Source organism: Mesorhizobium sp. B2-7-3, from assembly GCF_006440715.1.
Taxonomy (GTDB): domain Bacteria; phylum Pseudomonadota; class Alphaproteobacteria; order Rhizobiales; family Rhizobiaceae; genus Mesorhizobium; species Mesorhizobium australicum.
The window spans coordinates 202,598-229,325 of the sequence record NZ_VFTY01000009.1 but is presented as its reverse complement, the minus strand read 5'-3'; the positions used below and the strand labels follow the sequence as shown (position 1 = coordinate 229,325).

Annotated in this window: 30 protein-coding genes; 11 read left to right on the top strand and 19 right to left on the bottom strand. The window is 64.9% G+C overall.

Annotated features, from left to right (window positions below):
- Window positions 1-59: 59 nt before the first annotated feature.
- The 3 genes from FJW04_RS21310 to FJW04_RS21300 all read left to right on the top strand — a co-directional run bounded on the left by FJW04_RS21310 (window position 60) and on the right by FJW04_RS21300 (window position 4,103).
- Window positions 60-1,661 carry a sugar ABC transporter ATP-binding protein gene (locus FJW04_RS21310; RefSeq protein ID WP_181173021.1) on the top strand — a complete coding sequence of 534 codons (1,602 nt, stop codon included), beginning with the start codon at window positions 60-62 and terminating at the stop codon, window positions 1,659-1,661.
- On the top strand, window positions 1,658-2,674 hold the full coding sequence (locus FJW04_RS21305) for an ABC transporter permease (protein WP_023774610.1): 1,017 nt from the start codon (window positions 1,658-1,660) through the stop codon (window positions 2,672-2,674). Before FJW04_RS21310 ends, FJW04_RS21305 begins: the two co-directional genes overlap by 4 nt.
- A 115-nt stretch (window positions 2,675-2,789) precedes the next feature.
- On the top strand, window positions 2,790-4,103 hold the full coding sequence (locus FJW04_RS21300; protein WP_140716499.1) for a hypothetical protein: 1,314 nt from the start codon (window positions 2,790-2,792) through the stop codon (window positions 4,101-4,103).
- Window positions 4,104-4,148: 45 nt separating this feature from the next.
- Here FJW04_RS21300 and FJW04_RS21295 read toward each other — a convergent pair whose 3' ends face one another.
- From FJW04_RS21295 to FJW04_RS21280, 4 genes are all read right to left on the bottom strand, one after another.
- A complete protein-coding gene (locus FJW04_RS21295) occupies window positions 4,149-4,721 on the bottom strand; it encodes a hypothetical protein (protein ID WP_140716497.1) in 573 nt (190 codons plus the stop codon).
- On the bottom strand, window positions 4,718-5,338 hold the full coding sequence (locus tag FJW04_RS21290; RefSeq protein WP_140716495.1) for a hypothetical protein: 621 nt from the start codon (window positions 5,336-5,338) through the stop codon (window positions 4,718-4,720). The genes FJW04_RS21295 and FJW04_RS21290 overlap by 4 nt, the downstream gene beginning before the upstream one ends.
- Window positions 5,335-5,961, bottom strand: coding sequence for a hypothetical protein (locus tag FJW04_RS21285; protein WP_140716493.1), 627 nt, complete (start codon window positions 5,959-5,961; stop codon window positions 5,335-5,337). Before FJW04_RS21285 ends, FJW04_RS21290 begins: the two co-directional genes overlap by 4 nt.
- Before the next feature lie 103 nt (window positions 5,962-6,064).
- Window positions 6,065-6,424, bottom strand: coding sequence for a hypothetical protein (locus FJW04_RS21280; protein WP_140617907.1), 360 nt, complete (start codon window positions 6,422-6,424; stop codon window positions 6,065-6,067).
- A 182-nt stretch (window positions 6,425-6,606) separates the two neighbouring features.
- Between FJW04_RS21280 and FJW04_RS21275 the strand changes: the two genes are divergently transcribed.
- On the top strand, window positions 6,607-6,909 hold the full coding sequence (locus FJW04_RS21275) for a hypothetical protein (RefSeq protein WP_015316815.1): 303 nt from the start codon (window positions 6,607-6,609) through the stop codon (window positions 6,907-6,909).
- 156 nt (window positions 6,910-7,065) lie between these two features.
- Here the strand turns inward: FJW04_RS21275 and FJW04_RS21270 are convergent, their stop codons facing one another.
- Complete coding sequence (locus tag FJW04_RS21270; protein WP_181166485.1) at window positions 7,066-7,761, bottom strand: helix-turn-helix transcriptional regulator; 696 nt, start codon at window positions 7,759-7,761, stop codon at window positions 7,066-7,068.
- Between the two features lie 580 nt (window positions 7,762-8,341).
- On the opposite strand from FJW04_RS21270, the gene FJW04_RS21265 reads away from it, so the two are divergent.
- Window positions 8,342-8,980, top strand: a complete 639-nt coding sequence (locus tag FJW04_RS21265; protein WP_140716491.1) for a GcrA cell cycle regulator — start codon at window positions 8,342-8,344, stop codon at window positions 8,978-8,980.
- A gap of 117 nt (window positions 8,981-9,097) precedes the next feature.
- On the opposite strand, the gene FJW04_RS21260 is transcribed toward FJW04_RS21265, so the two are convergent.
- Together FJW04_RS21260 and FJW04_RS21255 are read right to left on the bottom strand one after the other, a co-directional pair.
- On the bottom strand, window positions 9,098-9,454 hold the full coding sequence (locus tag FJW04_RS21260) for a DUF982 domain-containing protein (RefSeq protein WP_140716489.1): 357 nt from the start codon (window positions 9,452-9,454) through the stop codon (window positions 9,098-9,100).
- Window positions 9,455-9,493: 39 nt separating this feature from the next.
- Window positions 9,494-9,775 (bottom strand): DUF982 domain-containing protein, encoded by a 282-nt coding sequence (locus FJW04_RS21255; protein ID WP_140716487.1) that lies wholly within the window; start codon window positions 9,773-9,775, stop codon window positions 9,494-9,496.
- Between the two features lie 93 nt (window positions 9,776-9,868).
- Here FJW04_RS21255 and FJW04_RS21250 point away from each other — a divergent pair, with 93 nt between their 5' ends.
- Genes FJW04_RS21250 through FJW04_RS21240 form a run of 3 tightly spaced genes read left to right on the top strand, consistent with a single transcriptional unit; the run spans window position 9,869 to window position 11,407 of the window.
- Window positions 9,869-10,483, top strand: coding sequence for a DUF1376 domain-containing protein (locus FJW04_RS21250; protein WP_140716485.1), 615 nt, complete (start codon window positions 9,869-9,871; stop codon window positions 10,481-10,483).
- Window positions 10,404-10,775 carry a hypothetical protein gene (locus FJW04_RS21245; RefSeq protein ID WP_140663511.1) on the top strand — a complete coding sequence of 124 codons (372 nt, stop codon included), beginning with the start codon at window positions 10,404-10,406 and terminating at the stop codon, window positions 10,773-10,775. Before FJW04_RS21250 ends, FJW04_RS21245 begins: the two co-directional genes overlap by 80 nt.
- A gap of 38 nt (window positions 10,776-10,813) precedes the next feature.
- On the top strand, window positions 10,814-11,407 hold the full coding sequence (locus FJW04_RS21240) for a DUF6456 domain-containing protein (protein WP_140716483.1): 594 nt from the start codon (window positions 10,814-10,816) through the stop codon (window positions 11,405-11,407).
- Between the two features lie 110 nt (window positions 11,408-11,517).
- Here FJW04_RS21240 and FJW04_RS21235 read toward each other — a convergent pair whose 3' ends face one another.
- From FJW04_RS21235 to FJW04_RS21220, 4 genes are all read right to left on the bottom strand, one after another.
- A complete protein-coding gene (locus FJW04_RS21235; RefSeq protein ID WP_015316823.1) occupies window positions 11,518-11,871 on the bottom strand; it encodes a hypothetical protein in 354 nt (117 codons plus the stop codon).
- Window positions 11,872-12,123: 252 nt separating this feature from the next.
- Window positions 12,124-14,151, bottom strand: a complete 2,028-nt coding sequence (locus tag FJW04_RS21230; protein WP_140716481.1) for an acyltransferase family protein — start codon at window positions 14,149-14,151, stop codon at window positions 12,124-12,126.
- Between the two features lie 268 nt (window positions 14,152-14,419).
- Window positions 14,420-14,722 carry a hypothetical protein gene (locus FJW04_RS21225; RefSeq protein WP_015316825.1) on the bottom strand — a complete coding sequence of 101 codons (303 nt, stop codon included), beginning with the start codon at window positions 14,720-14,722 and terminating at the stop codon, window positions 14,420-14,422.
- A 514-nt stretch (window positions 14,723-15,236) separates the two neighbouring features.
- Window positions 15,237-15,821: a TetR/AcrR family transcriptional regulator gene (locus FJW04_RS21220; protein ID WP_140716479.1), complete on the bottom strand. Its 585-nt coding sequence runs from the start codon at window positions 15,819-15,821 to the stop codon at window positions 15,237-15,239.
- Window positions 15,822-15,924: 103 nt separating this feature from the next.
- Here FJW04_RS21220 and FJW04_RS21215 point away from each other — a divergent pair, with 103 nt between their 5' ends.
- Window positions 15,925-16,740, top strand: a complete 816-nt coding sequence (locus tag FJW04_RS21215) for an oxidoreductase (RefSeq protein ID WP_140716477.1) — start codon at window positions 15,925-15,927, stop codon at window positions 16,738-16,740.
- A gap of 27 nt (window positions 16,741-16,767) precedes the next feature.
- Window positions 16,768-17,769, top strand: coding sequence for an NADP-dependent oxidoreductase (locus FJW04_RS21210; RefSeq protein ID WP_140716594.1), 1,002 nt, complete (start codon window positions 16,768-16,770; stop codon window positions 17,767-17,769).
- 46 nt (window positions 17,770-17,815) lie between these two features.
- Here the strand turns inward: FJW04_RS21210 and FJW04_RS21205 are convergent, their stop codons facing one another.
- The 8 genes from FJW04_RS21205 to FJW04_RS21170 all read right to left on the bottom strand — a co-directional run bounded on the left by FJW04_RS21205 (window position 17,816) and on the right by FJW04_RS21170 (window position 24,312).
- Window positions 17,816-18,499, bottom strand: a complete 684-nt coding sequence (locus tag FJW04_RS21205; protein WP_140716475.1) for a GntR family transcriptional regulator — start codon at window positions 18,497-18,499, stop codon at window positions 17,816-17,818.
- A gap of 48 nt (window positions 18,500-18,547) precedes the next feature.
- Complete coding sequence (locus FJW04_RS21200; protein ID WP_224596980.1) at window positions 18,548-18,742, bottom strand: hypothetical protein; 195 nt, start codon at window positions 18,740-18,742, stop codon at window positions 18,548-18,550.
- A 190-nt stretch (window positions 18,743-18,932) separates the two neighbouring features.
- Window positions 18,933-19,316 carry a hypothetical protein gene (locus FJW04_RS21195; RefSeq protein ID WP_140716473.1) on the bottom strand — a complete coding sequence of 128 codons (384 nt, stop codon included), beginning with the start codon at window positions 19,314-19,316 and terminating at the stop codon, window positions 18,933-18,935.
- A 121-nt stretch (window positions 19,317-19,437) separates the two neighbouring features.
- The gene (locus FJW04_RS21190; RefSeq protein ID WP_140716471.1) at window positions 19,438-20,469 is read right to left on the bottom strand and encodes a hydroxyacid dehydrogenase; all 1,032 of its coding nucleotides are present in this window, start codon (window positions 20,467-20,469) and stop codon (window positions 19,438-19,440) included.
- Between the two features lie 355 nt (window positions 20,470-20,824).
- Window positions 20,825-21,052, bottom strand: a complete 228-nt coding sequence (locus FJW04_RS21185; RefSeq protein WP_246673941.1) for a hypothetical protein — start codon at window positions 21,050-21,052, stop codon at window positions 20,825-20,827.
- 31 nt (window positions 21,053-21,083) lie between these two features.
- A complete protein-coding gene (locus FJW04_RS21180) occupies window positions 21,084-21,287 on the bottom strand; it encodes a hypothetical protein (RefSeq protein WP_140617918.1) in 204 nt (67 codons plus the stop codon).
- Window positions 21,288-21,484: 197 nt separating this feature from the next.
- Window positions 21,485-22,693 (bottom strand): NAD(P)/FAD-dependent oxidoreductase, encoded by a 1,209-nt coding sequence (locus FJW04_RS21175; protein WP_181173017.1) that lies wholly within the window; start codon window positions 22,691-22,693, stop codon window positions 21,485-21,487.
- 95 nt (window positions 22,694-22,788) lie between these two features.
- Window positions 22,789-24,312: a formyl transferase gene (locus FJW04_RS21170; protein WP_140716469.1), complete on the bottom strand. Its 1,524-nt coding sequence runs from the start codon at window positions 24,310-24,312 to the stop codon at window positions 22,789-22,791.
- A gap of 283 nt (window positions 24,313-24,595) precedes the next feature.
- Here FJW04_RS21170 and FJW04_RS21165 point away from each other — a divergent pair, with 283 nt between their 5' ends.
- Window positions 24,596-26,728 (top strand): Wzz/FepE/Etk N-terminal domain-containing protein, encoded by a 2,133-nt coding sequence (locus FJW04_RS21165; RefSeq protein WP_140716467.1) that lies wholly within the window; start codon window positions 24,596-24,598, stop codon window positions 26,726-26,728.

Here is a 26,728-nt window from a genome sequence, read left to right as displayed (position 1 = left end):
ACAGCACCCCCCTCTGTCCCGCCGGCCAGAGGGGGGTGTTCAAGCGCAGCCTGAACCGCATCAAGGAGCACTCCTTGTCTCCATCTGAAGCCGCATCCCCCGTCCTGCTTTCCGTCGAAGGCCTCACCAAGCATTTCGCCGGCGTCACCGCGCTGAGCGATGTCTCGCTCGATGTCCGCGCCGGCGAAATCCTTGGCCTGCTTGGCGAAAACGGCGCGGGGAAATCGACGCTTCTGAAAATCCTGTCGGGGGTCATGCCACCGTCCGGCGGCCGCATCACCTTCGACGGCGCCGAGTACCAGCCGGCGAGCCCGCAGGAGGCCAAGCGGCTGGGCATCGTCACCATCTACCAGGAACTCAGCCTGATCCCGACGCTGACAGTGGCGGAGAACATTTTCATCGGCCGCGCGCCGATCGGCCGGCTTGGGCTGGTGAGTTGGCGCAAGATGGAACAGGATTCCCGCGCCATCATTGCCCGTGTAGGCCTTACCATCGATCCGATGACGCCGGTTTCGGCGCTGTCGGTGGCCGAGCAGCAGCTGGTCGAGATCGCCCGTGCGTTGTCCTTGAAAAGCCGGCTGATCATCATGGACGAGCCGACCTCGGCGCTGACCGAGACGGAGGTGCAGAGGCTGCTGTCGATCATGGACCGGCTGCGCAAGGACCATGTCGCGATCATGTTCGTCACCCACCGGCTGGAAGAGGCATCCGCCATCTGCGACCGCATGACGGTGCTGCGCGACGGCAGGCTGGCGGGACATCTCGAGCGTCAGGGTGGGCCGGTCAAATTGCCCGCCATCATCGAAAAGATGGTCGGCCGCGCCGCTTCCGAACTTTACGCCCGTCCGGCGCAACGCGCGGCGGCCGGCGATGTGGTGCTGTCGGTTCGGGGCTTGCGCACCGTGCGCGATCCCGAAGCGCCGCACGCCATCGTGCTCGACGGTGTCGATATCGACCTCAAGGCGGGAGAGATCCTCGGCGTTGCCGGCCTCGTCGGCTCTGGCCGCACGGAGCTGGCGCGCGCCATTTTCGGCGCCGACCGCATCGCGGCGGGAACGATCACGCTCGACGGCAAGCAGATCGCGCCCGCATCGCCGGCCGACGCCATCGCGCTCGGCATTGGGCTGGTGCCGGAAGACCGCAAGCACCAGGCGATCTTCGCGGCACTTGGTATCCTGCCGAATTTCTCCGTCGCGTCCCTCGGGCGCTTCAGCAACGGCTTCGGCTTCATGGCCGAGCGGCGCGAGCGCGACGCGCTGTCGGGGTTCAGGAAGATGCTGTCGATCCGCATGGCTTCGGCCGAGCAGGCGATCGAGGGCCTGTCGGGCGGCAACCAGCAGAAGGTGATCCTGGCGCGCTGGCTGGCGCGCGACCCGAAAGTGCTGATCGTCGACGAGCCGACGCGCGGCGTCGATGTCGGCGCCAAGGCGGAGGTGCACCAGATCCTTGTGCAACTGGCGGCGCGCGGCATCGCGGTGATGATGATCTCGTCCGAATTGCCCGAGGTGCTGGCGGTGTCGGACCGCATCGTCACCATGCGCAAGGGGCGCATCACCGGCGAAATGCCGGGCGTCGAGGCAAACGAGGAAAGATTGATGGAACTGATGGCGCTCGACAGGCAGGATACGCCGGCACAGGATGCGGAGGGGCAGGCACGATGAGCATCGCCGAGGAACAGAGCCAGCGCGGCGGCGTGACGATCGCGCGGCTTTTGATGAGCTTTGGGCCGCTGCTGTTCCTGGCGGCGCTGGTCGTCGTCTTCACCGTGCTGAAGCCAAGCTTCATCGACCCGATCAACCTGTTCAACATCACCAGGCAGATCTCGATCACCGGGCTGATCGCGCTCGGCATGACCTTCGTCATCCTCACCGCCGGCATCGATCTTTCGGTCGGCTCGCTGCTCGCCTTCTGTGGCATGGTCGCGGCCGTGGTCGCCAAGGGCGGCACCGCCAACACGCTGTCGCTGTCCACGTCAGGCACGCAAGGTTTTGGCTGGTTCGCGGCGTTGCTCGCTGCTGTCGTGGTCGGTGCGCTCGCCGGCGGCGTGCAGGGGTTCGCCATCACAAGGCTGAAAGTGCCGCCCTTCGTCGTCACGCTGGGTGGGCTGACGGTATTCCGCGGGCTGACGCTGACCATTTCCAATGGCGGCCCGATCTCGGGCTTCGATGCCTCGATGCGCTGGTTCGGCACCGGGCTGATCGGTCCGGTGCCGGTGCCGGCGATCATCTTCGCCATCGCCGCCATCCTGTGCCATATCGTGCTGCGCTACACCCGCTATGGCCGCGCCGTCTATGCCGTCGGCGGCAATGCCGAGGCCGCGCGGCTGTCGGGCCTGCGGGTCGACCGTATCCTGGTCTCGGTCTATGTCATCGTCGGCTTCTTCGCCGGGCTCGCCGCCTTCGTGCTGTCGGCCAGGCTGAATTCTTCCGAAGCGGTCGCCGGCATCGGCTACGAATTGACGGTGATCTCCGCCGTCGTCATCGGCGGCACCTCGCTGTTCGGCGGCATCGGCTCGGTCGGCGGCACGGTGGTGGGTGCCGCCCTGATCGGCGTGCTGCAGAACGGCCTGCAGTTCAACAACGTCTCGTCCTACACGCAAAGCATCGTCATCGGGCTGATCCTGATCCTGGCGGTGGCGTTCGACCGCTGGCTGAAGTCGCGGGTGAGGCGATAGGAGCGAGAGGTTGTGCGCTCACCCTAGCCGTTTGCCAGGAAAGCTGCCCCATTTCTTGCAAAACATCCGCGCCTTGCTAGAAAGGCTTCGCGCGGGGGCAGCGTGAAAGAATCTCATGGTTGCCGACATCATCAGGCCGATCAGCTTGAGTTTTTCGCTGCTGCGGCGCTTCTGGCCGCAGCTCGTGGCGCTGGTGCTGGCCGGGGTGCTGGCCGGCGATCTCCTGCTGCAGCTGGCTGCCAGGGTGGCGCTCGCCAACCATTTCGCCGGGCTTGCCATGCTGACGCTGGTGGCGCTTGCGCAGCTGGTGGTGACGGTTGCGATGTTCCATGTGCTGCGGCCAGGCCTGCCCAATGTGCTGGCCGCGCAGCGCGGCGCGGACAAGGCCGCGGCCTCCGAGAGCGAAGTCGCTGGCAAGGAGGCGAGAGGTACTGACCGGCGCGGCTCGCGGCTGGTGCGCATGATCACCATCGCGCTGCTGCCGTTCTTTGCCTATTACGCCGCCTGGGGGTTCCTCGGCGATATCGTGCGCCAATATTCGCGCGCCTCGCTCGAACAGGCCGATTTCGGCCAGAGCGGCAATGTGCTCGACGTGCTCGATTCGCGCTGGCTGCTGATTTCGGTCGCCGTGTCATGGCTGATCCGCCGGTTGGCCAAGTTCATGCAGACGAAGACGAGAGCAACCTCGTTCTGGCAGATCGTCGTGGTGATCTGCGAGACCAACTGGATCTTCGTCGGTCTCTACGTCATCAGCCGCTGGAAGGACAGCGCGCTGCACTGGCTGATGAGCCGCAATCTCTGGTCCGTGCTGCAGGCGTCCATCGACGGGCTGGCGAGCCCGGTGACGGCGACGAGCGCCGCATCTGTGGTGACGGTCGAGATCACCTCGATCGGGCCCTCGACGGTGGCGGTCAATCTGTTTTTCTACATGCTCTTGCCGCTGATCTGGCTGGTGATGGCGGCGCTGATCTATGGCTATGACGTGCGCGACGACGCGGCGTTGATGCGGGTCGACAGCCGCGTCGAGCGGTTCGGCCGGCGCTATGCCGGACTGCCGAAATTCCTGCGCGATTTCGTCGAGCATTTCATCGCCGGCTATCGTTCGCGCTATCTGCCAATCGCCAATGGCGTGCGGCTGACGGTGAGTTCCAGCCTGGTGCTTTTGTGCACGCTGATCGTCGGCTACCGCCTGCTCGACTGGGGCGCGGCCTGGCTGTGGCTTGGCGCGACGCGGCTGATTGGCCCGCACGAGCTCGATGTCTGGCAGATTTTCTCCCATGGACTGACGCTGCTGTTCGGCAGCCCGTTCCAGGATTCCTCCACCGGCATCCTGATCGAGCCGATCAGGATATGTTTTCTCGCCGCCGTGCTGGAGACGGCGTTCTCGCTGCCCAAGCGGGTGACCGGGACTGTCGAAGCGCGGAAGTAGAGGATTTGTTGGCGCCGGCCTTGCAGAGTCGAGCCTGGGGCGCTGTCACTTCGGCGGCCGCTGGAAACGCAGATACCACGGCCGTTCGCTGCCCAGCCCGACGGCGGGGCGAATGGTTTTCACCGCGTCCTCGGGCACGATGAAAATGTCGCCGATGGTGATGACGTCGCCTCTTTTGGCGCCGGAGAAGATGGCCGAAGCGCAATTCATCACGCCGTCGGGCAGGCTGACGCCGCTGATGAAATCGGGCAGCCATCGGCGCCCGGCGGCGTCGGTCAGCATCAGCTTGCAGTCCAGCCATTGTTTCTGCAGGTCTGGGTCGCCAATGGTCACGGTGAAGGTAGCGATGACGGCGTAGGCGTGGTTGGGCACGCGGCCGGCCTTGCCGCCGCGCAAATCGGCCAGTTTCCAGCCGCTGCCGCCGAACGGCACGGATTGGCCGAACTCGACATCCCTGGCGATAAGGTCCTCGCCATGCAGCCATTCGCGGACGCTGTCATGGCTGGTCTCGGCCAGTGTCAGCGGCAGCAGGATGGCGAGCGCCATCAAGCCGCGCCGGCGCCATCGTCGCTCGGATTGCCGGTCCACGGTCGGGGTGTCTGTCGAAACGGCGCTCATGTCTTGCCCTGCGGTGTCTTGTCCTGCGGTGTCAGGCCCGGCGCCCCGTCGAGGTCGAATTCCGGCAGGATGTCGGCCGGCTGGCCGTCAGCGCCGGTCGGCAGCGCGTCGAGGCTGATGCGGGCCTGCGCGTCGAGCGGGCCGAACTGGCGCGCTGATATCAGCAGCCTGGCGCCGCGGATCTGGTCCGGTGGTACCTCGAAGACGAACAGGCCATGGTTGTCCAGGCCCGGATCGACGCCGTGCGGCGGCATGTCGGGGCGGTAGCCCAGCCGCTCCGTCTGGTGATATCGCAGCCCGGTCGGACCTTGCCAGAAGCCGTCGGCGACCGCCGTGGAGGTGCTGGTCGCGGTGAGGTTTGTTGTTACCACCGCCCATAGGCCGCTGGTCGTCAAAAGCTTTTCCTGACCGAACTGATTGGTCTTGAGCTGGCGCGCGAAGATCACCTTGTCCAAGCTGACAGCGAAGCTGCGCGCGCGCACCGTGTCATGCATCGAACCATCGATGGGGATAGGTGCGGTGAGGTCGGCATAATGCGGCTTCGTCATCTGCATGCCGTAGCTCAGCACCACGGTGGCGCAAAGGATCGCGAGATTGCCAAGCACGCGTATCCTCATGGGCCGCTTTCCGGCTGCCCACTCTGAGACTGCCCACTCTGCGACTGCCCGGCCGTCGGCAGGTCGGCGACCGGCAAGGTGACGGTGCCGAGCCGGTAGGGGTTGTACCAGCCTGGTGTGCCATAGAGATTGTCGCGCGGCTTGAAGATCTCGGCGGTGACGCCGAAGGCGAGGCTTGCCGGCACGGCGGCGTCCCCGGCAAGCGGCCAGACATAGGCCATGCGCTCGGTCATGCCGGGATGCAGTTCCGGCGTCATCGTGGGATCGCGTGTCAACACGATCATCGGCACGGGATCGGACAGGATGACGCCGTCCGGCGCGAAGACGTTGAAATAGCCCTTGTCGGATTGCGCGGTGCGGTTGGTCATGTCGATTTCCAGCACCAGCGCCTTCTGGCCCGGCTTCAGCGGCACGCCGTGGACCCTGGCATGGCCGACATAGGCGCGCACCGGCTGCAGGCGCCAGCGACCGGCCTCGATGACGGCATCTGGCGGCAATTGTGGTGGACCATGGGCGGGCAGGGCGCCGAATGCCCCCATCAGGCCGGCGACGAACAAGGCGGCAATGGTTCCCGCGCCGGCCGTTATCCAGGTCTGAACGTTTGAGCGGGCAGTCTTGAACATTCCAAATTATGTGCGTCGAACGAACAGGCACCCCGGGCGCAATCTAGAAAGAAAAATCAGGGATTGAAACCCGCAAATGGCTCGGTCCAGCCGTGCTCGGGCCTCAGGCTGCTTCAAGTGCCCAAAGACGATGGCCGAAACGGCGGAAGAAGCGCGCCACGAGCCGCTGCTGCTTCGCCCTGGCGAGATCGGCCAGGCGCCGTTCCTGGCGCCAGCGCGGCATGTTGCGCCAGCCGGCGATAAAACGGGCTGTATCCTCGACAGCTTCGTGCGCCGACAGCGCCGGGCCGATCGCGGCCAGGAACAGCGGCTCGGCGCGCTTCAACTCGTCGATGACGGCCTTGCGCCTGAAATGATCCAGGCGGGCCTGCGCGATGCCGGTGCGGCGGATCGCCTCGAAGGCTTCGAGCAAGGCGGGACTATCGCCGGTGTAGCCGCAGGCGCGGGCGAAATCGGCATCCATTCTTGCTCCCGGATCTGGCGCGAGGTGATCCCGCGCCGACTCACATTTGCAAGTATGATATAAGCATAACTCAAACAGACATAGAAGGGAGACTTTTGGAGGAGTTTGGAAACTGCGACTCGACTCCTGCTTCGAAACACGGGAAGATAAGAACAAAGCACGAACAAAAGGACGGAGAAGTGATGGCGTTGCCAGGCAGGGAAGCAGTGATCGCGCAGGTCGCCTCGCTGTCGGTCGAGTGCGCCGATTGCGGCCGCAACAGGTGGTGGCGGCCCGATCAGTTGAAGCGCTTCGGTGTGAATGGGAGCACGCCGCTGGCCGCGCTGTCGGGCCGCATCGTCTGCTCGGCCTGCCGGGCCGACGGGCTGCCTGGCACGGCGATCTCGATCCAGGCCGCTTTCATCGACGAGCGCCAGCGCGTGCGCTCGGAAGCGCGCATGCTGAGCGGCCGCGACGTGCCGCTGGAGGGGTCGAGGCGGGCTTGAGGGCGCCGGCTGCCTAAGGCGTCAGCAGACGTGTCTTCGTCGAAGAGGGCAACGTCTCGCCCGCCGTGAAAGGCTTGCAAGACCGTCACGGTGTTGTCCTTGACGCTGAATGCTATCGTGGCTCGCGGGCGATAGCCCACGCCACGCAGGCCCGGTCTAGTATCCCAGCAGTTCCTTCAGCGGAATCACCCGCCAGACGTGCTTGATGGCGTAGCGATTGAAGGTCAGCGTCTTGGGCGGATTGTACTGCTCGACCACCAGCTCGCCCGCCGTGCGCCGGACCAGTTTCTTGATGAAGGCCTTGCCGTTCTTCTCGTTCTCGTCGGGAAAGGTCTCGATCACCACATGGTCGCCCGGCACCGCGTCGCGGCCGCCGCAATAGATCATGTCGCCGGGTTCGTAGCGCGGCACCATGGAATCCGAGAGGACATGGAGCGCGAATACTCTCGGCAGGTTGCGGACCCCTGGCGGACGCTGCACGTATCCTGCCGGCTCGCCGTTGAAGGTGAAGTCGCCGTCGTCGCCGCCGACGGCGGCGCCCAGCACCGGAATGTCCATCGCTCCGGCCGGCAGCGGGCCGGCGTCGGTGACGATCTCGGCGTCCGCCACCGGGCCGGCATCGTCGAGGAAGACGACCTGCCCTTGGCCCAGCGCCACGGGGTCGACGCGCAGGAAGGCGGCGGTCTTCAGCAAGTTTTCGGTCTTGGGCAGGTTGCGCCCGGTTTCCCAGTTGCCGACGGCGGCGACATCGGTGTCGTTGTGCTCGGCGATGTGGCGCATGACCAGGCCACGCTGCTTGCGTGCCTGGCGGATCGCGGCCCCGACCCTGATCGACAGTTGCGTTTTCACCATGGCCTCATGTGACCGGCAAGTCCTGCTTTCGTCCATGAAAGAATGGCTTGCATGATTTTTTGAGTTATGCTTATATCGACTTATGCAAAAGCTCAACCCTCTCAGAGTCGACAGCACCTCCAGACCGGCCTTGCCGGCCTGCCCTTTCCCTTCCGCCCCGGCCGCCTCCTCCCCGGCCGGGGCGAAGCGCGAAGCCGATTGCGTTGGTGCATCGGCCTTGCGTCCGGTCCGCCCGTTCCCGGCGGCCGGAACGGCCGGAGCCGCCGCTCCCCGCGGCTCCGGCCCCCCATTCGACCCGGCCGCGGGTGTTGCCTGTCGCACGCAGAACGGCACCGTAGATCCTGTACGAGCCGATGACGGGCAGGGCTGGTTCGGCCCCCCGATAGCGACCTGGCGCGGGCGCGGCTTGCGCGCCTCGCCGCAGGTCGCCCGGCGAGGCTGAGAGCCGGCTCGTCCACAGCAATCCCAGCGGCCGACAGGCCGACCAGGCCCGACAGCGCCCATGACGGCCGCGGGCAAACCCCACGCTTGCCTGACGGCGCCGTCCACGGCGGCCGCTGGCCGCGCAATGGAGACGGACATGGCAAGCTACAGTGACAGCGAATTGCAGGCGATTGCCGCCTGGCTCGGGGATGGGCTTTCGGCCTCCAGGATCGCGGCGGCGTTCAGCGCACAGCGCGGCAGCCCAGTATCGCGCAACGCCATTATCGGCATCGTCCATCGCAACGCCATGCTAGGCGCGATCGGCTTCGCCAAAGGCAAGGGCCCGCCGGCGGCCGGCACGGCGATGGCGAAGGCGGCGAGCCGACCCGCCAAGGCGAAACCCCCGGCGAGCCGTGCCGGCGCCATCCCGCAGCCGGGGAGCACACCGGCCGTGCGGCCGAAGCAGGCCCCTTCGCCCGTCCGGCCACGGCTTTTCCGACGCGAGGCGGGCGTGCTGATCGCTGATGGGCAAACCTACCGCTTCAAGGTGCCGGCGTCGCCGCGCGGTCCTATCGCCCGGCAGCCGCATGGCGTGGCCATGCGCTTCATCGATTGCCTGTTCACCCGCTGCCGTGCTCCGCTCGACCTAGCGCCGGAGGAAGATGCTAAAAATGGTCAGCCCGGCGGACGGCCCAGCCAGGACATGCTGTGCTGCGGCATGCGCACCACGGCGTTGAAAAGCTACTGCGGCTACCATCAGGCGCGCTTTCACCGCCCTGTTTGCGAAGCCGGGTGAAGCTCGGTCCCTTCTCCCCGTTGAATGGAGGAAAAGGCGCTTCTCACGCCGCCGTCACCAGTTTCGATCGCCGCCAATATCGGGAGAATTACCGTGAACGCCTATCGCGCCGCACCGCTATTTCGGCATCTGGCGCCCTTGTCTAGGCGGCTGCGCCGCCCGTCGCTCCAGCATCGTCGCCGGGCCGCCGCCGGCAACCAGAATGCCGGCAACCCGGGCAAAGCCGGTGAACACTTTCATCGCATCGGATTGCGAGATCTGCGCCGCGATGGCGGCGCTGCAGGCGTTGAGGGCGCTGCGATAGACGTGGCCCCGCCGCTCGATCGGCCAGCGCTGCAGGAAATCGGCGGCCTCGCTGACAGTCTCGATCTCCTCGACGTGGCCGTCCAGGGAGACTTTGAGCGGCACTCCGGTCTTCATCGTACCCACGGCATTCACCTTCGGTGCGGGCGCGGCTTCCGAGCCGACGCTCATAAACGCACAAGGCCTGCCGCCGGTTGCATCGCGGCCGTCTCAGGGGCTCGCCGCCGCGTCGAGCCACTCATGCGCGCGGCTTCTTGGCTTGGCCACCAATATGCCTTGTTGCCTGGCCGCCTCGCGGAAGGTCTCGAAGGCGGGGCGCGGACAGCAAGTGCCCTCGACCGCGAGCCGGACGAGCCGCGCCGCCTCGAGATAGCCCGGCGCGGTTTTGTCGGGCCATTGGTGACGAAGCGCTGTCGCCGCATCGGCCACCGAGCCGACCAGCATGGTCTTGTTGTCGCAGAAACGCAGGGTCACCGGCATGAAAGCCGTCATGGGCAATCCTCCCCTTGGGCATGGACGCGTCACAACGTCCGGACCGGCGGCGGGTTCCATTAGCGCGGCTGTAAGAACGAGGTGGTGCACGGCATGAGCGAACGGCCCTTCATGCAGCTCTACGTCTCCGATTTCGTCGGCGACACGCTGCAACTCTCGACCGAGCAGATCGGCGCCTACATGCTGCTGCTGATGGCGATGTGGAATGCCGGGGGAAGCCTGCCCGATGATGACGCCAGGCTGGCGCGCGTGGCGCGCCTGCCGTTGAAGCGATGGCGCGCGATCAGTGCCGAACTGCTCGCCTTCTTCGAGCGCGAGGGCGACGAGATCGGACACAAGAGACTGACGAAGGAGCTGCGCAAGGCGCGGCTCAAGAGCGAGGCGAGAGCGGCCGCCGGCGCGCGCGGCGGAGCCGCCACCGCCTTGAAAACAAAGGCGCATACCCAAGCAAATGCCGATGTTTTGACGCGGCATTCTCCAGAGTCCAGAAACCAGATGGAAAAAGCTTCGGCTTTTTCAGCGCGCGAAGGGCGCGAAAGACCGGGCCGGCTCAAAAAGCCGCCGGGCTGGACCAGGCCGAAAACCCACGGGGACGCCGCCAACGCCATCATCGAGGAGATCCGCGGATATGACCACGGTCGAACTGCAGCAGGCAACGAAGGCGCTGGCGGCAATGTTCTCCTGCTTCCCGCAATCCGCCCTGACTGACGTCGAGATGCAACTGCGCGGCTACCTCGGCGCGATCAGGGATGCCGAGCTGGGCGACCTGCAGGCCGCCATCCAGCGCTTCGTGCGCGGCGAGGTGAGGAGCGGCAACGCGCAGTTCTGCCCTTCGAGCGCGCAGCTCTGCATCGAAGTGCGCGAGCGGCGGGTGATGCGGGAGTTGCTGGCGCGGAGGGGCGCCGGCCTGGTTTCCTCGCCTGTGCGAAGCGGCGGGCAGGTGGCCCGGCGAAGCCCGGACGGAGAGGGGGACGCCCTCGGCCATGCCAGAGCCGACTGAGAATTGGCCACCACTCGAACACAACCAAGGAGCCACCCATGCCCAAAAAAACCAAGGCCGCCAGGCCGCAAGCGCCGAAACTGCCGAGAGGCGAGGCCGAGCAGGTGCGCATCCGTCGCGAGGTCGGCCATGATTTCGCGCTGAAGGACGATGCCTTCGGCCGCAAGCGGCTGACACCGGGCACGGCCGAGGCGCGGCGCGTCTACGAGGTGTCGAATGACGGCCACACTTCCACCGGCGGCATCGTGCGGGTGCGCAATGTCGACCCGCTGCTGGGCATCACCTCGCTGACCCGCCAACAGCGCGAGGCCGGCATGCGCTACCGCGAGCACTTCCGGTGCAGCCAGCAGGCCGATATCAAGCCGATGCGCTGGACGGAGCGCGTCGACGGCGGCCGCATCGGCGGCGGCATCGCCGACAGCGTGCTCAACGCCGGCCGCGCGCACGCCGCCGCAACACGGGCCCTCGGGCATTGGGATGTGGCGGCAATCGTGCATAAGGTCGTGTGCCTGGAACAGCCGGTGAAGACCGTGGCCGAACAGGATGGCGAAGGCCGCGACGTGGTGACGAAGCTGTTGAAGGTAGGGCTCGACCTGCTGGCCGTGCACTATGGGATGATGATGGGGCGTTAGGGTTGTTCAACCCCGACGATGCGGGCGCGCCGGCAGATGCTGGTGTTTTACGCAAGCCGGACGGTAATATTGATCCGGCCGGCTAACGCCGGCCGGATAAAATCCCAAGGTCAGTAGCCGCAGACCCGCACTCTCTCGATTACACGGTGGTGATGGCGCCAATGCTTCACCAACTCGGTGTGGCAGCGCCGATGGTACATGCCGTAATAGCGCGGCCGGTAGCCGTCGTCGTACACGCCATAACGATAGTGGTGACGGCGGTAATAGGCACCATCGTCGGAGTAGCCACCGTAATAGTCGCTATCGTCGGAGTAGTGACGGTAATAGTCGCGATGTCTGGGAACGTAGTAGTCGTCATCATAGCCGTTCCCGATGCCGAGCGTGATACTGGCGGCATTTGCCGGAGCGATCACCGCCATCGCCGAAGCGGCCGCGATCACGGATGCAAGCAAGAGCTTTTTCATGACAACCTCCTTCTTAAGGTGCGCCTAATAAACGCTGCAGCCGCGGCCCTGTTCCCATAAATCGGTGGATCGATCGTTCGAGCTGTTTGCCGGGGCGCGAAAGGACCTGTCCGGCGATGCCGCCCTGGCCGTACCTGTCAGCATGCTGGGGGGCGTTTTGAACCTTGGCCGCCGCTGTCCATTTCCCCTGGATGCAACGGGGGCCGAGTAAGCGGGCGCCTCTTCTTTCTTCCGCAGGAGAAAGGAAACCCTCTAGAACAGCGCCTTTTCCAGCGGTCCTGCCAATGTCTCGGCAAAGGCCGTCGCCAGATGATGCCTGTCGCGGAAGGCGAGCTTGCCGTCGATGAAGACGTGGCATTCGGTCGGGCCGCAGAAGCGGTCGGTGAGGTCGACATAGAGCGTGTCGGGGATGCTTTTCACCACCGCGCGCTCGGCGGCGGCCACGTCGTCATTGGCGGCCTCGGCCCTCGGCGTGTCGCACAGCGACGGCGCCTCGCGCCACCACAGCGCGCGGGCGACGCAGGCGTTCGCGAAGCTGTCGCCGATCGGCGTGTCGCGGATGACGGCGGCCTCGACGCCGGCCTGGCTGAAGGCCTCCAAGGTGGAGCGCAGGCCAGCCTGCCAGCGAGCTATCTCGGCCTTGCGGCTGGCGGCGGACATGTCGCGTGTCAGATTGCCGATCGAGAACTCCGAGATCACCACCAGGCGCGGCTTGCTGCGGATAATGTCTGAAATCGCCTGTTCGCGCCAGGCGTCGCATTCGGTGTAGTCGCGCTTGAGCACGGCGTTGAAGGTCGACAGCCGTGAAGCGCGGCACGAGGATTTGAGGTAGGTGATCACTTTGGTGTCGTTGCGTTTTGCTGCCTCGACCAGCGGCGTCGACCAGTGGTCGGCATGCGAATCGCCGAACAGCACGATGGTGTGGGCGGCGTCGGCCGGCCCGAAGGTGCAAGGTTTCGGCTCCACCTTGTGAAAATCGAGCAGGCAGTCCTTGTCGACGGCGCGCGCGATGGACGGCTGTTCGGCGGCCTCTTCGATGCCGCGCTGGGTGGGGTCGATGTTGCGCGTGGCCAGATGCGCGTTGGCGTAGGCCGCAGCCACGCCGGCGGCGGTCAGCACGAGGGCCGGGGCGAGGGCAAGCCCGGGGAAAAGCCGAAGCAGTCCTGCGGCCGGGCTGGCGTCGAAGCGAAAGGCTCTGGCTGTCGCCGCCAGCCAGTCGCCGCGCCGCGCGGGGTTTTCGATCAGCCGGTAGGTGGCCGCCGACAGCGCCAGCGCCAGCACGGCGCAGCCGATGCGCTGCGGCACGCCGAGGTCGGGCTGCAACATGGTGGCATAGACGATGACGGGCCAATGCCAGAGATAGAGCGAATAGGAGAGCGTGCCGACCCACTGCAAGGGCGGCAGCGAGAGCATGGCGGCGGGCGCCAAGGCCCGCCAGCGAGTCCTGGCCGGGGCATCGCCCTGCTCGCCGGCGCCGTTCAACAGCACCAGCACGGAGCCGGCAACCGGCAGCAGCGCGTACCAGCCGGGGAAGGGCAGGTCTTCGCTCAAACAGAGATAGGCGACGGCGATCAGCGCCAAGCCCAGCCATCCCTGTGCCGCCCGCAGCCAGGACTGATGCCGCCACAAGATTGGCGCGGCAAAGGTCGCCAGGCCGCCGGCGGCGAATTCCCAGGCCCGCAGCGGCGAGAAATAGAAAGCCCAGGCCGGCGAGAGACTGGTGAGCCAGAGACAAGCCGCGAAGGAGGCGAGGCCGACGGTACCGATCACGAGCACCGTCATGCGCCGGCCCCGATGCAGCCAGGCGGCGAAGACAAGCAGTGCCGGCCAGACGAGATAGAACTGCTCCTCCACCGACAGCGACCAGAAGTGGATGAAGGGGTTGCTCAAGGCATCGGCGGCGAAATAGTCGAACGACCAGCGCAGCAGCCACAGATTGATGGTGTAGGCCGCGGCATACATGGCGCCGCGCGAATAGAGCGCCTGTTCCTGCGGCGCCATGATGAAGGTGCCGACGGCGAGCGTGACCAGGATGACGAAGATGGCGGCCGGCAGAAGGCGCCGTGCGCGCCTGGCATAGAAGCGCCAGAGGTCGAGCCGGCCGGTCTCGGTGATCTCCTGCATCAGATGCGTGGTGATCAGCCAGCCGGAAATGACAAAGAAGATGTCGACCCCGGCAAAGCCGCCAGGCAGCGCCGTGAGGCCGAAATGGTAGGCGACGACGCCGCCAACCGCCAGCGCGCGCAAGCCCTGTATGTCAGGCCGAAACGATGCCGCCACGACAGCTCCTTCGTTTGCGCCCAGCCGTCACCTGTCCGGCCGGGTAGCCGATATTGCAATGCAGCATATATTTCGCAGTGCAACATGGCCAGAGCAAGGACGCTGTTTTTTCCTCTTCTTGAAAAAAGCGGGAAATGTGTTGATCGAGGCAAAAACTCGTGGGGTCAGGCACTTGGAGTGGGGGCCGAATGAGTAGCGGCAGGGCAAAGCACGGCGGTCACGAAAACAGCCCCGCGAACGGGGCTGTTTTCACGGCTGCGGCGCGTTATCAACTGCCGCCGTTCAATTTCACGCTGCTGCAGAACTCCGGATGCGTGTTGGTCGGGTTGGCGTTCTTGGCCTCGTCGGCGCAGGCGGTCTTCATGGCGGTCTGGTCCTCGGGCGTGAGGGCCTTCCAGGCTTTGACGAAGTCATCATTGCCGACCATCTTCTTCATGCCTGAGTCCGTGTAGAACGGCTTCATCTTGGCAGGATCGTCGAGAGCGGATGTTCCCGTGCTGCCTCCCGCGAGAGCCGAACCGGTGGCCATCGAAAGCGCCATCGCGCCAAGACAGATCATCTTGATGTTCATGACTGGATCCTTCCCTGTTGCTTTGTGATCGTCGAAGCAACGATCAAGGTTATAACGAAACAGTTTGTCCGAAAGTTCCGGTTTTATCAGACCAAAATTCCCTCATTCAGCCAAAATGTGTTCTGTCTAACCTTTGAAATATTTGCGGTATTTGGAACGCGAGCCACGGCTCCAGGCGACTGCTTGGTTTTGAGCAATCTTCCCCGCTGCTGCTCATCGCCGCTGACGCTGGACGACCAGGCTTCAGGTCGTCTGGACAACTTCGCGGCTCGCGGATGGTTCCGGGTTCCGGCAGGACGGCCTTGTCGCCGCACAAAAAAGGCCTCGCGGGCGCAGCCAGCGAGGCATTGATTGGAGGGACTTGTCATCGCCTCAGGAAGCGATTGCGCAGCAACGAGGCCGGCTTGCGGAAAGTTTCAGCGCCCAGCGACCGTCAAGCGCCTCTGCTACGAAAGCCAAGGTCAGCTTGCCGGCACCTTGCAGACTTCGTCTGAGCCTACAACTTCGCTCGAACCTAGGAGGAAGCCTCGCTATCCCGCTGGATCAGCGTGCGCGCCGCGTCTGCCCCTGCCGCCAGGATGCGTTCCGAGAGTTCCGTTCCGTCCACGGCGCGGGCCATCTGAAGGGCGCCGATAAGGGTCGCAAAGATGCCCAGCGCAACGCTTTCCCGATTCCGGGTCCGCGGCGGCAGTTCCGCCGCCACTTGGCGCACCTGGGTCAGCAAGCGCTCGGTATAGAGTTGACGTGTTTCGGAAGGCTCGCGTGCGATCTCCGGCAGCAATGCGGCGGACGCGCAGCCCTGTCCCGGATTGTCCCGGTGTGCCGTCGACAGATAAGCGTCGATGGCCATATCCAGGCCGCCGGCAGCCAAAGCTTCGCGGATCTGGTCCGACTGATCCTCCAAGGCCGCTGCCACGGTTTCACGGACAAGCGCCGCCTTTGATTGAAAGTGCGGATAGAAGGCCCCGTTGGTCAGGCCGGCGTCTTTCATGATGGTTGCGAGCCCGGACGCGGCGATACCGTCACCGCGAAAACGGTTGGCGGCAACCTCCATGATCCGGCTGCGCGAGGCGCCCTTCCGGCCTTTTTCATAGCGCATGGCTGCGATTCCTTTCTTCTATTGCATTATGAGCGTAATATGATATTACGAGCATAATTCTAACGAGGCGAAAAAGCTAGCCCTCATGATTTTGGAGCACCAAATGAACAGGAATTCGGGAAAGACCGCGCTCGTCACGGGAGCCTCCTCGGGCATCGGCCGCGCCAGCGCGGAAGCGCTGGCGCGAGCGGGATTTACCGTGTTCGGCACAAGCCGCCGCAAGCTCGGCGACGGCCCGAACGGAGTAACCATGCTGGTTTGCGATGTGACCGACGACAAGGCCATCGATGCACTCGTTTCAACCATACACGCGCAGACCGGCCGCATCGATCTGCTGGTCAACAATGCCGGCGTCGGCATGTTTGGAGGAGCCGAAGAATCCTCGATCTCGCAGGTGCAGGCGCTGTTCGACGTCAATCTGTTCGGCGTCATGCGCGTGACCAATGCGGTGTTGCCGTCGATGCGGCGGCAGGGCGTAGGACGCATCATAAATATCGGCTCGATCCTGGGATTGGTACCCGCGCCATATTCGGCGCATTACTCCGCGGTCAAGCACGCGCTCGAAGGTTATTCGGAATCGCTCGATCATGAGATTCGTGCTTTCAATATTCGCGTCTCGGTCATCGAGCCGGCATTCGTGCGCACCGTCTTCGACCAGAATGGAATAGAACCGGATTCCGTGCTGAAGGAATACGATCGGGCGCGAGCCGGCTTCAAGGCGTTGCTTGCCGATGTGATGCCCAAAGCCGATCGGCCGGAAGTGGTGGCGGATGTGGTCGTCAAAGCGGCGACCGCCAGCCAGCCGCGCCGGCGCTACACCGCGGGCAAGGCGGCCCGGCAGGTCAGCCTGCTGCGTCGCTTCGCGCCCGCCGGGATGTTCGACAAGACCTTGCGCAAGCAGTTCCGCTTGCCTGCCTGAGCAAACGATTTTCAGAAAGTGACCATGATGAAAGCCTTTGTCGTCGACAAATATCAGAAGAAGGGCGCCCTGCGGCTGGCCGAAATGCCAGAGCCGGATCCGCGGGACGATGATGTCCTGGTCGAGATCTATGCCGCCGCCGTGAACCTCCTGGATGCCAAAGTCCGGGACGGAGAGTTCAAACCCATCCTGCCCTATCGCCCGCCCTTCATTCTGGGCCACGACGTGGCAGGAATCGTCGTGCGGGTCGGATCGAAAGTCCGCGGCTTCAAGCCAGGCGACGAAGTCTATGCCCGGCCGCGCGATGGCCGGATCGGGACATTCGCGCAATCCATAGCCATGAACGAAGCCGACGTGGCCCTGAAGCCAAAAAACCTCAGCATGGAAGAGGCCGCCTCGATCCCGCTCGTCGGCCTGACTGCCTGGCAGGTGCTGGTCGAGAAAGCCAAACTGAGGAAGGGGCAGAAAGTCTTCATCCAGGCCGGTTCCGGCGGGGTGGGGACCTTCGCCATCCAGCTGGCGAAGCATCTCGGCGCGACGGTCGCGACAACAGCGAGCGCGGCGAGCACCGATCTGGTCAAAAGTCTCGGCGCCGATATCGTCGTCGATTACAAGAAGGACGATTTCGAAAACGTCCTGCAGGGCTACGACGTTATCCTGAACAGCCAGGACGCCAAGACGCTCGAAAAATCGCTGCGCGTTCTGAAGCCGGGCGGCAAGCTGATCTCCATCTCCGGTCCCCCGGATTCCGATTTTGCCAGGAAACAAGGCCTCAATATCGTCCTGAGGCTGATCGTGGGCCTGCTCAGCCGTGGCATACGCCGCAAGGCAAAACGCGCCGGTGTCGACTATTCGTTCCTGTTCATGTGGGCGCAGGGCGACCAGCTGGGCAAGATCACGTCGCTCATCGAATCCGGCGCCGTACGCCCCGTCGTCGATCGGGTCTTCCCATTCGAACAGACCAACGAAGCATTGGCCTATGTCGGGACCGGACGGGCAAAAGGCAAGGTCGTCATCAAGGTCAGATAGAACGGCGCAGCAGCGGCGCGTCACCTGTCCCCGGCGCTGCCCATCATCATCCTTGGCCGGCGTCGCGGCCCCCCGGTCCCATCTCGACCTCCCTGAGATAAAACGCCTTGCTCGGCTGCAGGTGATCGACACAGAGCTGCGCCAGCACCCAATTGTCGCTGCGCTTCAGCGCCTCGATCATCATCAGATGATGCTGGCGCGAGATTTCGAGCTTGTCCCGGTCGGCCAGCGAATTCGCCCGTACCGGCAGGCTGAGGCGCATATAGTGCTCGATCGAGGACACGAGATAGGCGTTGCCGCAGGCCGAGAACATGGTGAGGTGGAAGCGGTCGTTGGCCTCATGGATGCCTCTGAGGTAGCCGGCGTCGACATGGGTGCTGTAGACGCGGTGGATCTCGATCAGCTCGGCGATCAGCGCCTCGCTCGCCGGCAGCCGGATCATCAGCGCGGCCTGGCGCTGCAGCATCTCGCGCACCTCGTAGATCTGGCGGACTTCCTCGGGGGCGAGCCGGCGCACCGTGGCGCCCTTGTTGCGCTCGCGCGTGGCGACGCCAAGCCTTTCCAGCTGGTAGAGGGCCTGGCGGATGGTGTGGCGCGAGACCGGGAAGCGGGCCAGCAGCACGTCCTCGACCAGCCGCGTGCCGGGCGCCAGCCGGCCAAAGATGATGTCTTCCTCCAGCGCATGGACGATATCGGCTTCCTTGCCGCCATAGTCGACCGTGTTGAGCATCGCGATCCTCTTGCTGGCCCGGCCAAATCGTCATTGGCCCAGACCACTCTAGCGTTCGCGCGCGAGGCTGGCCACAAGCTGGTCGAGGCTGACGACGCCGCACATCCGCATCGCGTGGCGCAGGCTGATCCTGCCGACTTGCTGGCGCATGATGACCGGCAGGCAGGCCTGCCCCGCTCCGGTCAGCACGAAGGCCTGGCCGACCAGGACCGGTTCGGAGAAGGGCGCCCACTGCACGGCCACGAATGGGACCTTCGGCCAATATCGCTGCTGGACAGGGAAAGGCCCGCCACCGACGCGACTCGTGACGGGCCTTCCGAGTACGCCGGGCTTCCCACCGCCCGGCCATTTGCAAAACCAGCCGGCGGCGCGATCGTTCCATCAGGAAGCGCGGGCATCTCTGGGAGACGGGCTCACGGACCTTTGCGGGTCACTATTTGTGGATGAGCCATTCTATCAAGCCGGTCTCGACCAGCTCGCAGCCGGTAAACTCGTGAACCAGGCTTTTGGCCAGATCGCGCCATTGACACTCGGGCACGTTCGCTTCGGAGACCAGATCTCGAAACACAGCGCGCAGAATGTCAGCATCGAACGCTGAGACGGCAAAGGGAACCGGGTCTGTAGCTTCCCAGGCTCGACTGTTGCCATCGCGCTGGCGTTGGCGAAGGCGTTTCAGAAGCTCGCGCGATTGCGCGATCGCGCGCCTGGAATGGTCCATTTCGCGGCGAAAGGCGATGTTTCCAGCAATGGAACGATGTCGTAGCAGGAAGCTGGCTTCGATAGCTGCCCGCGCCACGTCTATATGGCTTCCAACCATCGCTACCTCCCTGAGGTTGTTTTTTACGCCTCCGAAGGTGCATCTCAAAGGGGATTCAACGTACGGTTTGGTACAAAACCTCGTCGATGCGGTCGAGCAATGCTCACACCGGCGCGGTTGCTCAATTCCTGTCGGACGGCTTCGAGCGCATCCTCGACACCGTCTCGCGCTCGGCGCGTTTGGAGCGCAGCGGCGGCAGGCCACGGTCGATCAGGTCCATGTCCTCCAGCACCATGTCGCCCATGCGTTTGAAGGCGATGTCGAGGGCGCCGGCGCGATGGGCGGAGCGCAGGAAGCCGGGCAGCGCGCGCACGGGATGTTCGACTGCCAGCGGCTCCTCGGGAAAGACATCGCTGGCGGCAAGGATGTGGCCGCTCTTCACAGCCGCCATCAAGGCGGGGAAATCGACCACGCCGGCACGGCTGAGCAGGATGAAGGCGGCTCCCTTGCGCATCCTGCCAAAAGCATCGGCGCCCAGAAACCCCTGGTTCTCGGAGGTTACCGAGGCGACGACGAAGACGAAGTCGCTTGATGACAGCACCTCGTCCAGCGAGGCCGGCTCGACGCCGTTTTCCCTCAGGATCGACGGCGGCAGCCAGGGGTCGAACACCTTCGTGTGGGTGCGGAAGCCCGACAGCAGGCGGTTGAGGGCGCGGCCGAGATCGCCGAAGCCGATGATGCCGACATCGGCTCCCGAAAGCAGCCGCGCCGTCTGGTTGCCGTCGCCGCCCCACAGTTCCTCGCCTTTGCGGAAAGCAAGATCGGCATCGACGATGCCGCGGGCAAGGTTGAGCGCCATGGCCAGGCCGAGCTCGGCTACCGGCTCGGCGAAGACCTGGCCCGTCGTGACGACATGGATACCCCGTGCGAACAGTGTTTCGTAGGGCATGTTGTCGAGGAGGTTGCTCTCGACATTGAAGACGCAGCGCAGCGCCTTCATCGCTTCAAGCGTCCGCGGGGAGATCGGCGGCTGGCCGACGATGTAGCGGGCCTCGGCCAGCACCTGGGCCGGCAGCCGCGCCACGCCGTCGGGCGTCGTCTCGACGATGCGATAATGCGCCTTGAGGCGCGCCAGCTGCGGCGGCGTGAAGATCAGTTCGAGCGTGCGCGGCTCGGGCGCGCTGATCACCAGCGGCAAGGCGGTGTCTGACATTGGCAAGGTCCTCCCACGCGCCTTGTGGCGCTTTCTCGATCCTAAATCTATCCCGTGCCGGCGGATTTGAAAGCACGGTAGACCAATTCACCCGGCGCGGGGCGTTTCGAACAATCACCACGGCCGTCCTGGTACGATTGACATTGGCGGCGAAGCCGGTCTTCTCTGCGGTTTCCAACAAGGGGAGATGGCTGGTGAAGAAATACGAGAAGCCAACCTGGCAGAAGCGCGAACGGCTTTCGGCCGTCACTGCTCTCGCTGGACCTTCAGGGTTACCGACCTGAACGCATTCGCCTGCTGAAACAAGGGCGCGATCGACCGATCGCGCCTTTTGCCTTTGCGAACGAGCAGGCCGTCACCCACGCCGCTTCGGCGGTGCGGGCTTCTGTCGCTCGCCGCTTGGCTCGGCGGACAGTCGCTGCTTGCGAAGGCGCTCGGTCTTTGCGTCGCGGGCCTGCCGTTCGGCGTCGAGGATGAGCCGCGACTCGCGATCGGCTCTCTCAAGCTTATGCTTGTCGACCGATCGGGCCACTTTGTCCTCCGGCAGCGTATCGCATTCCATGAAACCAACGCCGTTCGGCAAGGTTCCGTTGGGTGGGAGCTTTGAGATCGCGTCAGGATTCTGCGTGGTCCGATCGCTCGGCGCGATGACCGGTCTGCCAACTGGTGAGTTGGCGCTCGGCCTCCGATATGGTCACGCTCATCAAGCCGTCAAATTCGGCCATGGCTTCCATATGCCCATGATCAATGATGGATTTGCGAAGAATGCGCATTGCCAGAATAGCATCCTGCAACGCGCGGTCGATATTCTTGACCATGACAGGATCTCCTGCGGGAATAACCTGTCGGCAAGCCGCTTGTTCCCACCGAACGGCACTGGATCTGCTTTTTGAGCGCGATGTCGCTGTCCCGGTGAAGCGCTCCAGCGGTTTCCTTCTCCGGGAGGGGTGGAGGCAGGTTAGAGGTACGGCCCTCAGGACAGAACCACGATGACGATAGAGGGTGGAAAGCCCCCTCACGCCATGCCCGGCTCCCGCCGCATTCCCAAATGGCGCACCTTGCGGCCGATGATCATCAGCCTGCGTGCCGTGTTGTTGCGCAGGCGCCGCGCGCGCCATTCCAGCCCGGTTTCGGTGGTGATCCGCCTGGCGTAGACGCTCACACGCATGCCGGCCTCATCGGAGGCCAGCTTGACCGGATCGTCATAGAAAGCGGCGATCTTGTCCGCCGCCATGCCTGGCGTTTCCAGCCAGCGTGGAATGTGAACGGAATGGAGCTGATCGACGTCGATCATGACCCGCCCTATGCCGACGCCCGGCGTCGGGCATGTCGTCCAGAACGCGTCACCGATGAAGACGACCCCGTCGCGGCGATGGCCTTGCGTCGTGGTCAGGTTGATCTGCCGGACCTCGACGGGACTTGAGACAGCGAAGTTGCCGCATTGCGCCGATATTTCAGGCATCAATTCGCAAAGCATTTTCTGCGGATTGGCCCGAAAGTCCCTCGTCCATTGTTCGGCCACGGTGCGATAGACGAACATGTTGGCCCGCATCTTGTCGCCGAGAGGAAAGACGGTGATGTAGGCGACGCGGTCGCTGGCCCGCCTGCCGTAGCAGGTGACGGCCTGGTAGACGCATTCGCGCGGCGGAATGGCGAGGTCGAAACCCATCGACAGCGAATGAGCTTTCGATTGCTCGACCCGCTCGACGCCGATGGCGCGCCGCACCGCTTCGCTATGACCGGTGGCGACCACCAGCAGGCGAGCCGTGATGACCCTGCCGTCGTTCAGCACGAGGCGCTGCCGATCCGGTCCGGTCGAGACCTGGGCGACCTTGCCGACCGTTATCGGCACTTGCGGGGGAAGGGCATCGCGCAGCCCGTTGATCAAGGCGGCATAGGAAAATGCGTATTCGGGCCTGCGCTCACGCGAGAACAGCTGGCCAAGGCGGAAGACATGAATGTCGTCAAACGGCGTGACGTGCCGCATGATCGTTTTGTCGAGGCCGAGCTTCTCGAACAGCCGTATCTGATCGGTACCGATTTTTTCGGCCCGGAACTCGTCGTGATGAACGCGGTGCGGATCGATCAGTGCCACCTTGCGGCCGGCATTTGCCAACACCGTTGCCAGCGTGGTGCCGGCCATTCCGGCGCCAACGATCGCCACGTCGACTTCGATGGGGTCAGCGTCGGCGGGGGTGATATCGCTGCCCTTCATGCTGGTCATCTTCCGTCTCCACAATCTGTGGTGGAAAATATCTTCCGGACCATAATCAACCTCAAGCAACCAACGCGGGTAGCCGGTAGTAACAAACGTTTAGGTTAACCACGGCCACCTCTTTTCCAGCGCGGCGCGATCGCCGAGCCGTCGATGAACTCCAGACCGCCCGCCTCGTTTAGCGTGTGCAGCTTACGCCCACTCCATAGCGCGCCGGGGGTTAAGATCGTCTCGACACGCTGCTCCATGCCGTTCAAATCAAGGTGAGTGACGCGTGCGATGCCAAGGGCGCCGCCGTAGCTCCTGCGGCAGTCCTGTACTGGACGCAGCAACTGGCCGTCGCGTTCGACCATGCGTCCGGCCGGCCGCGCCGAGGCGATGTCGATCAGCACCGGATTCCTGGGATGCGGCGTCCAGGGGCCGCGAAAGTCCGGCGCCGACCACAGATGCAGCGCGTCCGAGAAGGCGCCGCCGCCGTCCCGGGCGCTGCCTTCACCGTCCCGGACGGTGGCGAACAGCCACCACGAGCCGCCATGCTCGACCAAGGTGGCGTCGCTGGCGACGATGTCGGACACCAGCGTCGCTTCCTTGACCCATCCGCCCGGGAAGGCCGTGGCGCGGTAGAGATCCACCGTCCGGTTGGCGCAGCTTTCGGGAACCATCCAAACCTCGCCGTCACGCTCGAAGACGAAGGGGTAGGAGAGGTGGTAGGGCAGATCGAGGACCGGCTCCGGACGGCCGATCGGCCCCGACGGACCAAACGGCACGGCGGAAATGATGGCTCGGCCCAGGCGGTGGATATAGTCCTCGACGAACAGGGTTACCTGTCCCTGATGAAGGATCGGGAACGGATCGGCGTAGAAGCGGCTGCCGTCGTCGGGCAGTTCTCGCCAGCCAGAGGCCGGATGCGCGCGCAGGTCGAACAGATCCCGCCCGCCAGCCTCGCGCCAGCCGACCTTCCAGTGCGGGGCGTTGTAGCAGAGATGGTAGATCTTCTGGACGACGCGGCGCGCCAATGCCTTGCCCGCCCTGACGCCGAGCTTGCCGGCCGAGGGCAGCGATGGCGGCCCCCTGCCGTCCTCCGGCTCGGGCAGGGCGGGCAGGGCGCCCCGCGCCGCGCCCGTCACCGCCGCCAGGATCAGGCTTGCCGTGCGCGCCAGCATGTCCTGGAACGAGGCGAGCGCGATGCCGCCATATTCGGTGCCCAGGCGTCCTTCGGCGATGACGGCGCCGTTCTCCTCGATGCAGGCCCGCGGGGTCCGGCCGTCGAGCACCGACGCCAGCAGGGCCGCTTCGCCGCCGGCGCCGTCATAGGTCACATGCCAGACGCGTGTTCCTTCCATTCGCACATCGCCGCAGAGGTCGAGCACGAGGTCGGGCGCGGCGGCGGGCTGCGTGCGGTAGGGTGCCAGCGCCGACAACGGCAGGCGCTTGGCCAGTCCGTCCGCGGGCAAGCCATGGATGACCGTTTCAAGCTGGAACAGTGCCGCGACGCTGCCTGGAATGCCGCTCCCGGCTGGGCGTGCGTCGACGCTGACCGCGACCTCGGCGAGCGCGGCCAGGCGCTGCAGCAGCAGCAGGTGAAAAGCACGGAGGCAGTCGCTGTCCAGGCGCAGGCTCACCTGCATGTCGCACCCCTAGAATTCTGATGTTCGGTATTGGCCGGTGTTCGATTTTTAGGCACGATCGGTGGGCGACGGTCGGACTGGAGGAAGATGTTGCTCCATTTCCATTCGTTTCCCGCTCGCTTGCGCCCTGTCAACACGGCCCATGCCTCTGTTACGCAAACTCCGTGCCAAAAATCAGAAGAGCTCCCAACATAATTAACAGTGTTTTAACACTTGGAGTAATAGCTAAGCTTAAGCCGCAATTTAAGCTTTTGGGGCACATGGAGTGTTGTCGGAGCGACCTTTGCAATCATCCCTGCTCTCGTTGCCGCAACAACACGCTCCAGAGGTGATGCAATATGCGCCGGAGCCACCGCCGGCCGCGTCCTATCCGTCCTCGACCGTCGAGCTGGGTGACCTGAAGCGCATTCTGGTGCGCCGCCGTTTCCTGATCCTCGCCACCGCCGCGCTGCTGACCCTCGGGGCGCTGCTCTATGGACTGTTCACGCCGGCGCTTTACAGCTCGGTGGCGGAGATCATCGTCGATCCGCAGGATCTGCAGGTGGTCACCAACGACGTCAATCCGAGCCGCGTTCCGCCTGATGGCGGCATCACCATGGTGGAAAGCCAGGTTGCCGTCGTCCAGTCGAGCGGCGTGCTGCTCAGGGCAATCGCGGCGACCAACCTGACCGAGGACCCGGAATTCAACGGGCAGGGCGGGTTGTTGAGCCGCCTGCTCGGCGGCGTGCTGGGCTCGGGCTCGGCCGAAACCGACAAGGCGGGCAAGACGCTCGATGCGCTGCGCCGGCGGCTTGCGGTCAAGCGGGCCGACAAGGTGCTGGTCCTCGACGTGATCGTTACCGCCAAGAGCGCCGACAAGGCGGCGAAGCTCGCCAATGCCATCGCGCAGGCCTACCTGGCGGATCAGGCGAGCGCGCGCGCGAAGATGGCCACGGATGCTTCCGACTCGATCACGGCGCGGCTGGACGAGCAGCGCAAGCGCGTCCAGCGGGCCGAGAATGCGGTCGAGGCCTACAGGTCGGCCAACAACATGGTGATGGCCGCCGGCAATCTGGTCAGTGACCAGGAACTGACCGAGATCAACACGCAGCTCGCCGCCGCGCAGAGCCGCACCGCGACGCTGAAGGCGCAGGTCGACCAGTTGCGCCGGTCCGGCGGCGCGCCGGACGCGACCTCGGAAGCGATGCGCTCGGCGGTGATTTCGAGCCTGCGGGCGCAGGAGGCGACACTTGTCGACCAGGTTTCGCAGCTCGGCACGGAGCTCGGGCCGCGCCATCCTTCGATGATGGCGGCCCAGCAGCAATTGCGCGACACGCGCGCGCTCATCGCGCGCGAACTCGGTCGTATCGCCGCCGCCGCCGAAACCGACTACGAGCGCGCGCTGGCCAACCAACAGGCGCTGGAAGCGAAGGTCGCGGGCATGAAGAGCAAGTCGCTCGACACCGACCAGGCCTCGGTCAAGCTGCGCGAACTGCAACGCGATCTCGAGGCGGTGCGCTCCGTCTATGCCACCTATCTGCAGCGGGCGCAGGAAACGCGCGAGCAGGTCAATGTCGACAGCACCAATGCGCGCATCATCTCCGACGCCATGCCGGCCCTGAAGAAGAGCTGGCCGCCGCTGTTGCTGCTGGTATTCGGCGCGTTCTTCGGCGGGCTGGGGCTCGGCACCGGCATGGCGCTGATCGCGGAATATTCATCGCCGACGGTGCTTTCCAGCGCGCAGATGCAATCGGCCATCGACGCGCCCGTGGTGGGCGTGCTGCCGGCAAAATCAGCGCGCCGCCGCTGGTGGCCTTTCGGCGGCGCCGCCGCGCCGGCCGGACAGAAGATGGACGCCGTCGCCGGCCTGGCGTTGAGACGCCTGTTCTCCTCCAGCCGGCGTCCGCCGAACTGGCCACTGGTACCGTCGATCCTGGTGACGTCGGCGCCAGAGGACGCCGCGCAGCGGGGCCGGGTGGCGCGCCTGCTGGCCAACGCGGCGGCTGCCAGGGGCAGCCGTGTCCTGTTCATCGACACCAACAATACCGGCGGCAGCCAGAAGGAGCCGCAGCCAGGTCTCCTCGACGTGCTGCGCGGCGAATACGCCTTCGAAGCGCTCAGCCAATACGCGCCCGGCAGCAACGTCGCGCTTCTGGGCAAGGGTCGGCCGAAGGCTGCTTTTTCCGAGGCGCAGGGCGTCTATTTCACACAGCATATGCTGGCCCAGGCGAGCCGCAATTTCGAACTCGTCGTCGTCGATGGCGGCGCGCTGGCCGACAATCTCAACGCCTCACCGCTGGTCGCCATGGTCGACGAGATCGTGCTCGTCGCCACGCTGAACGCGACGCCGATGCGCGACGTCACGGCGGCCTCGCAAGCCATTTCGGTCATGGGGCGGTTGCCGACCGGCGCCTTGCTGGTCGACGAGGCGGCCTGA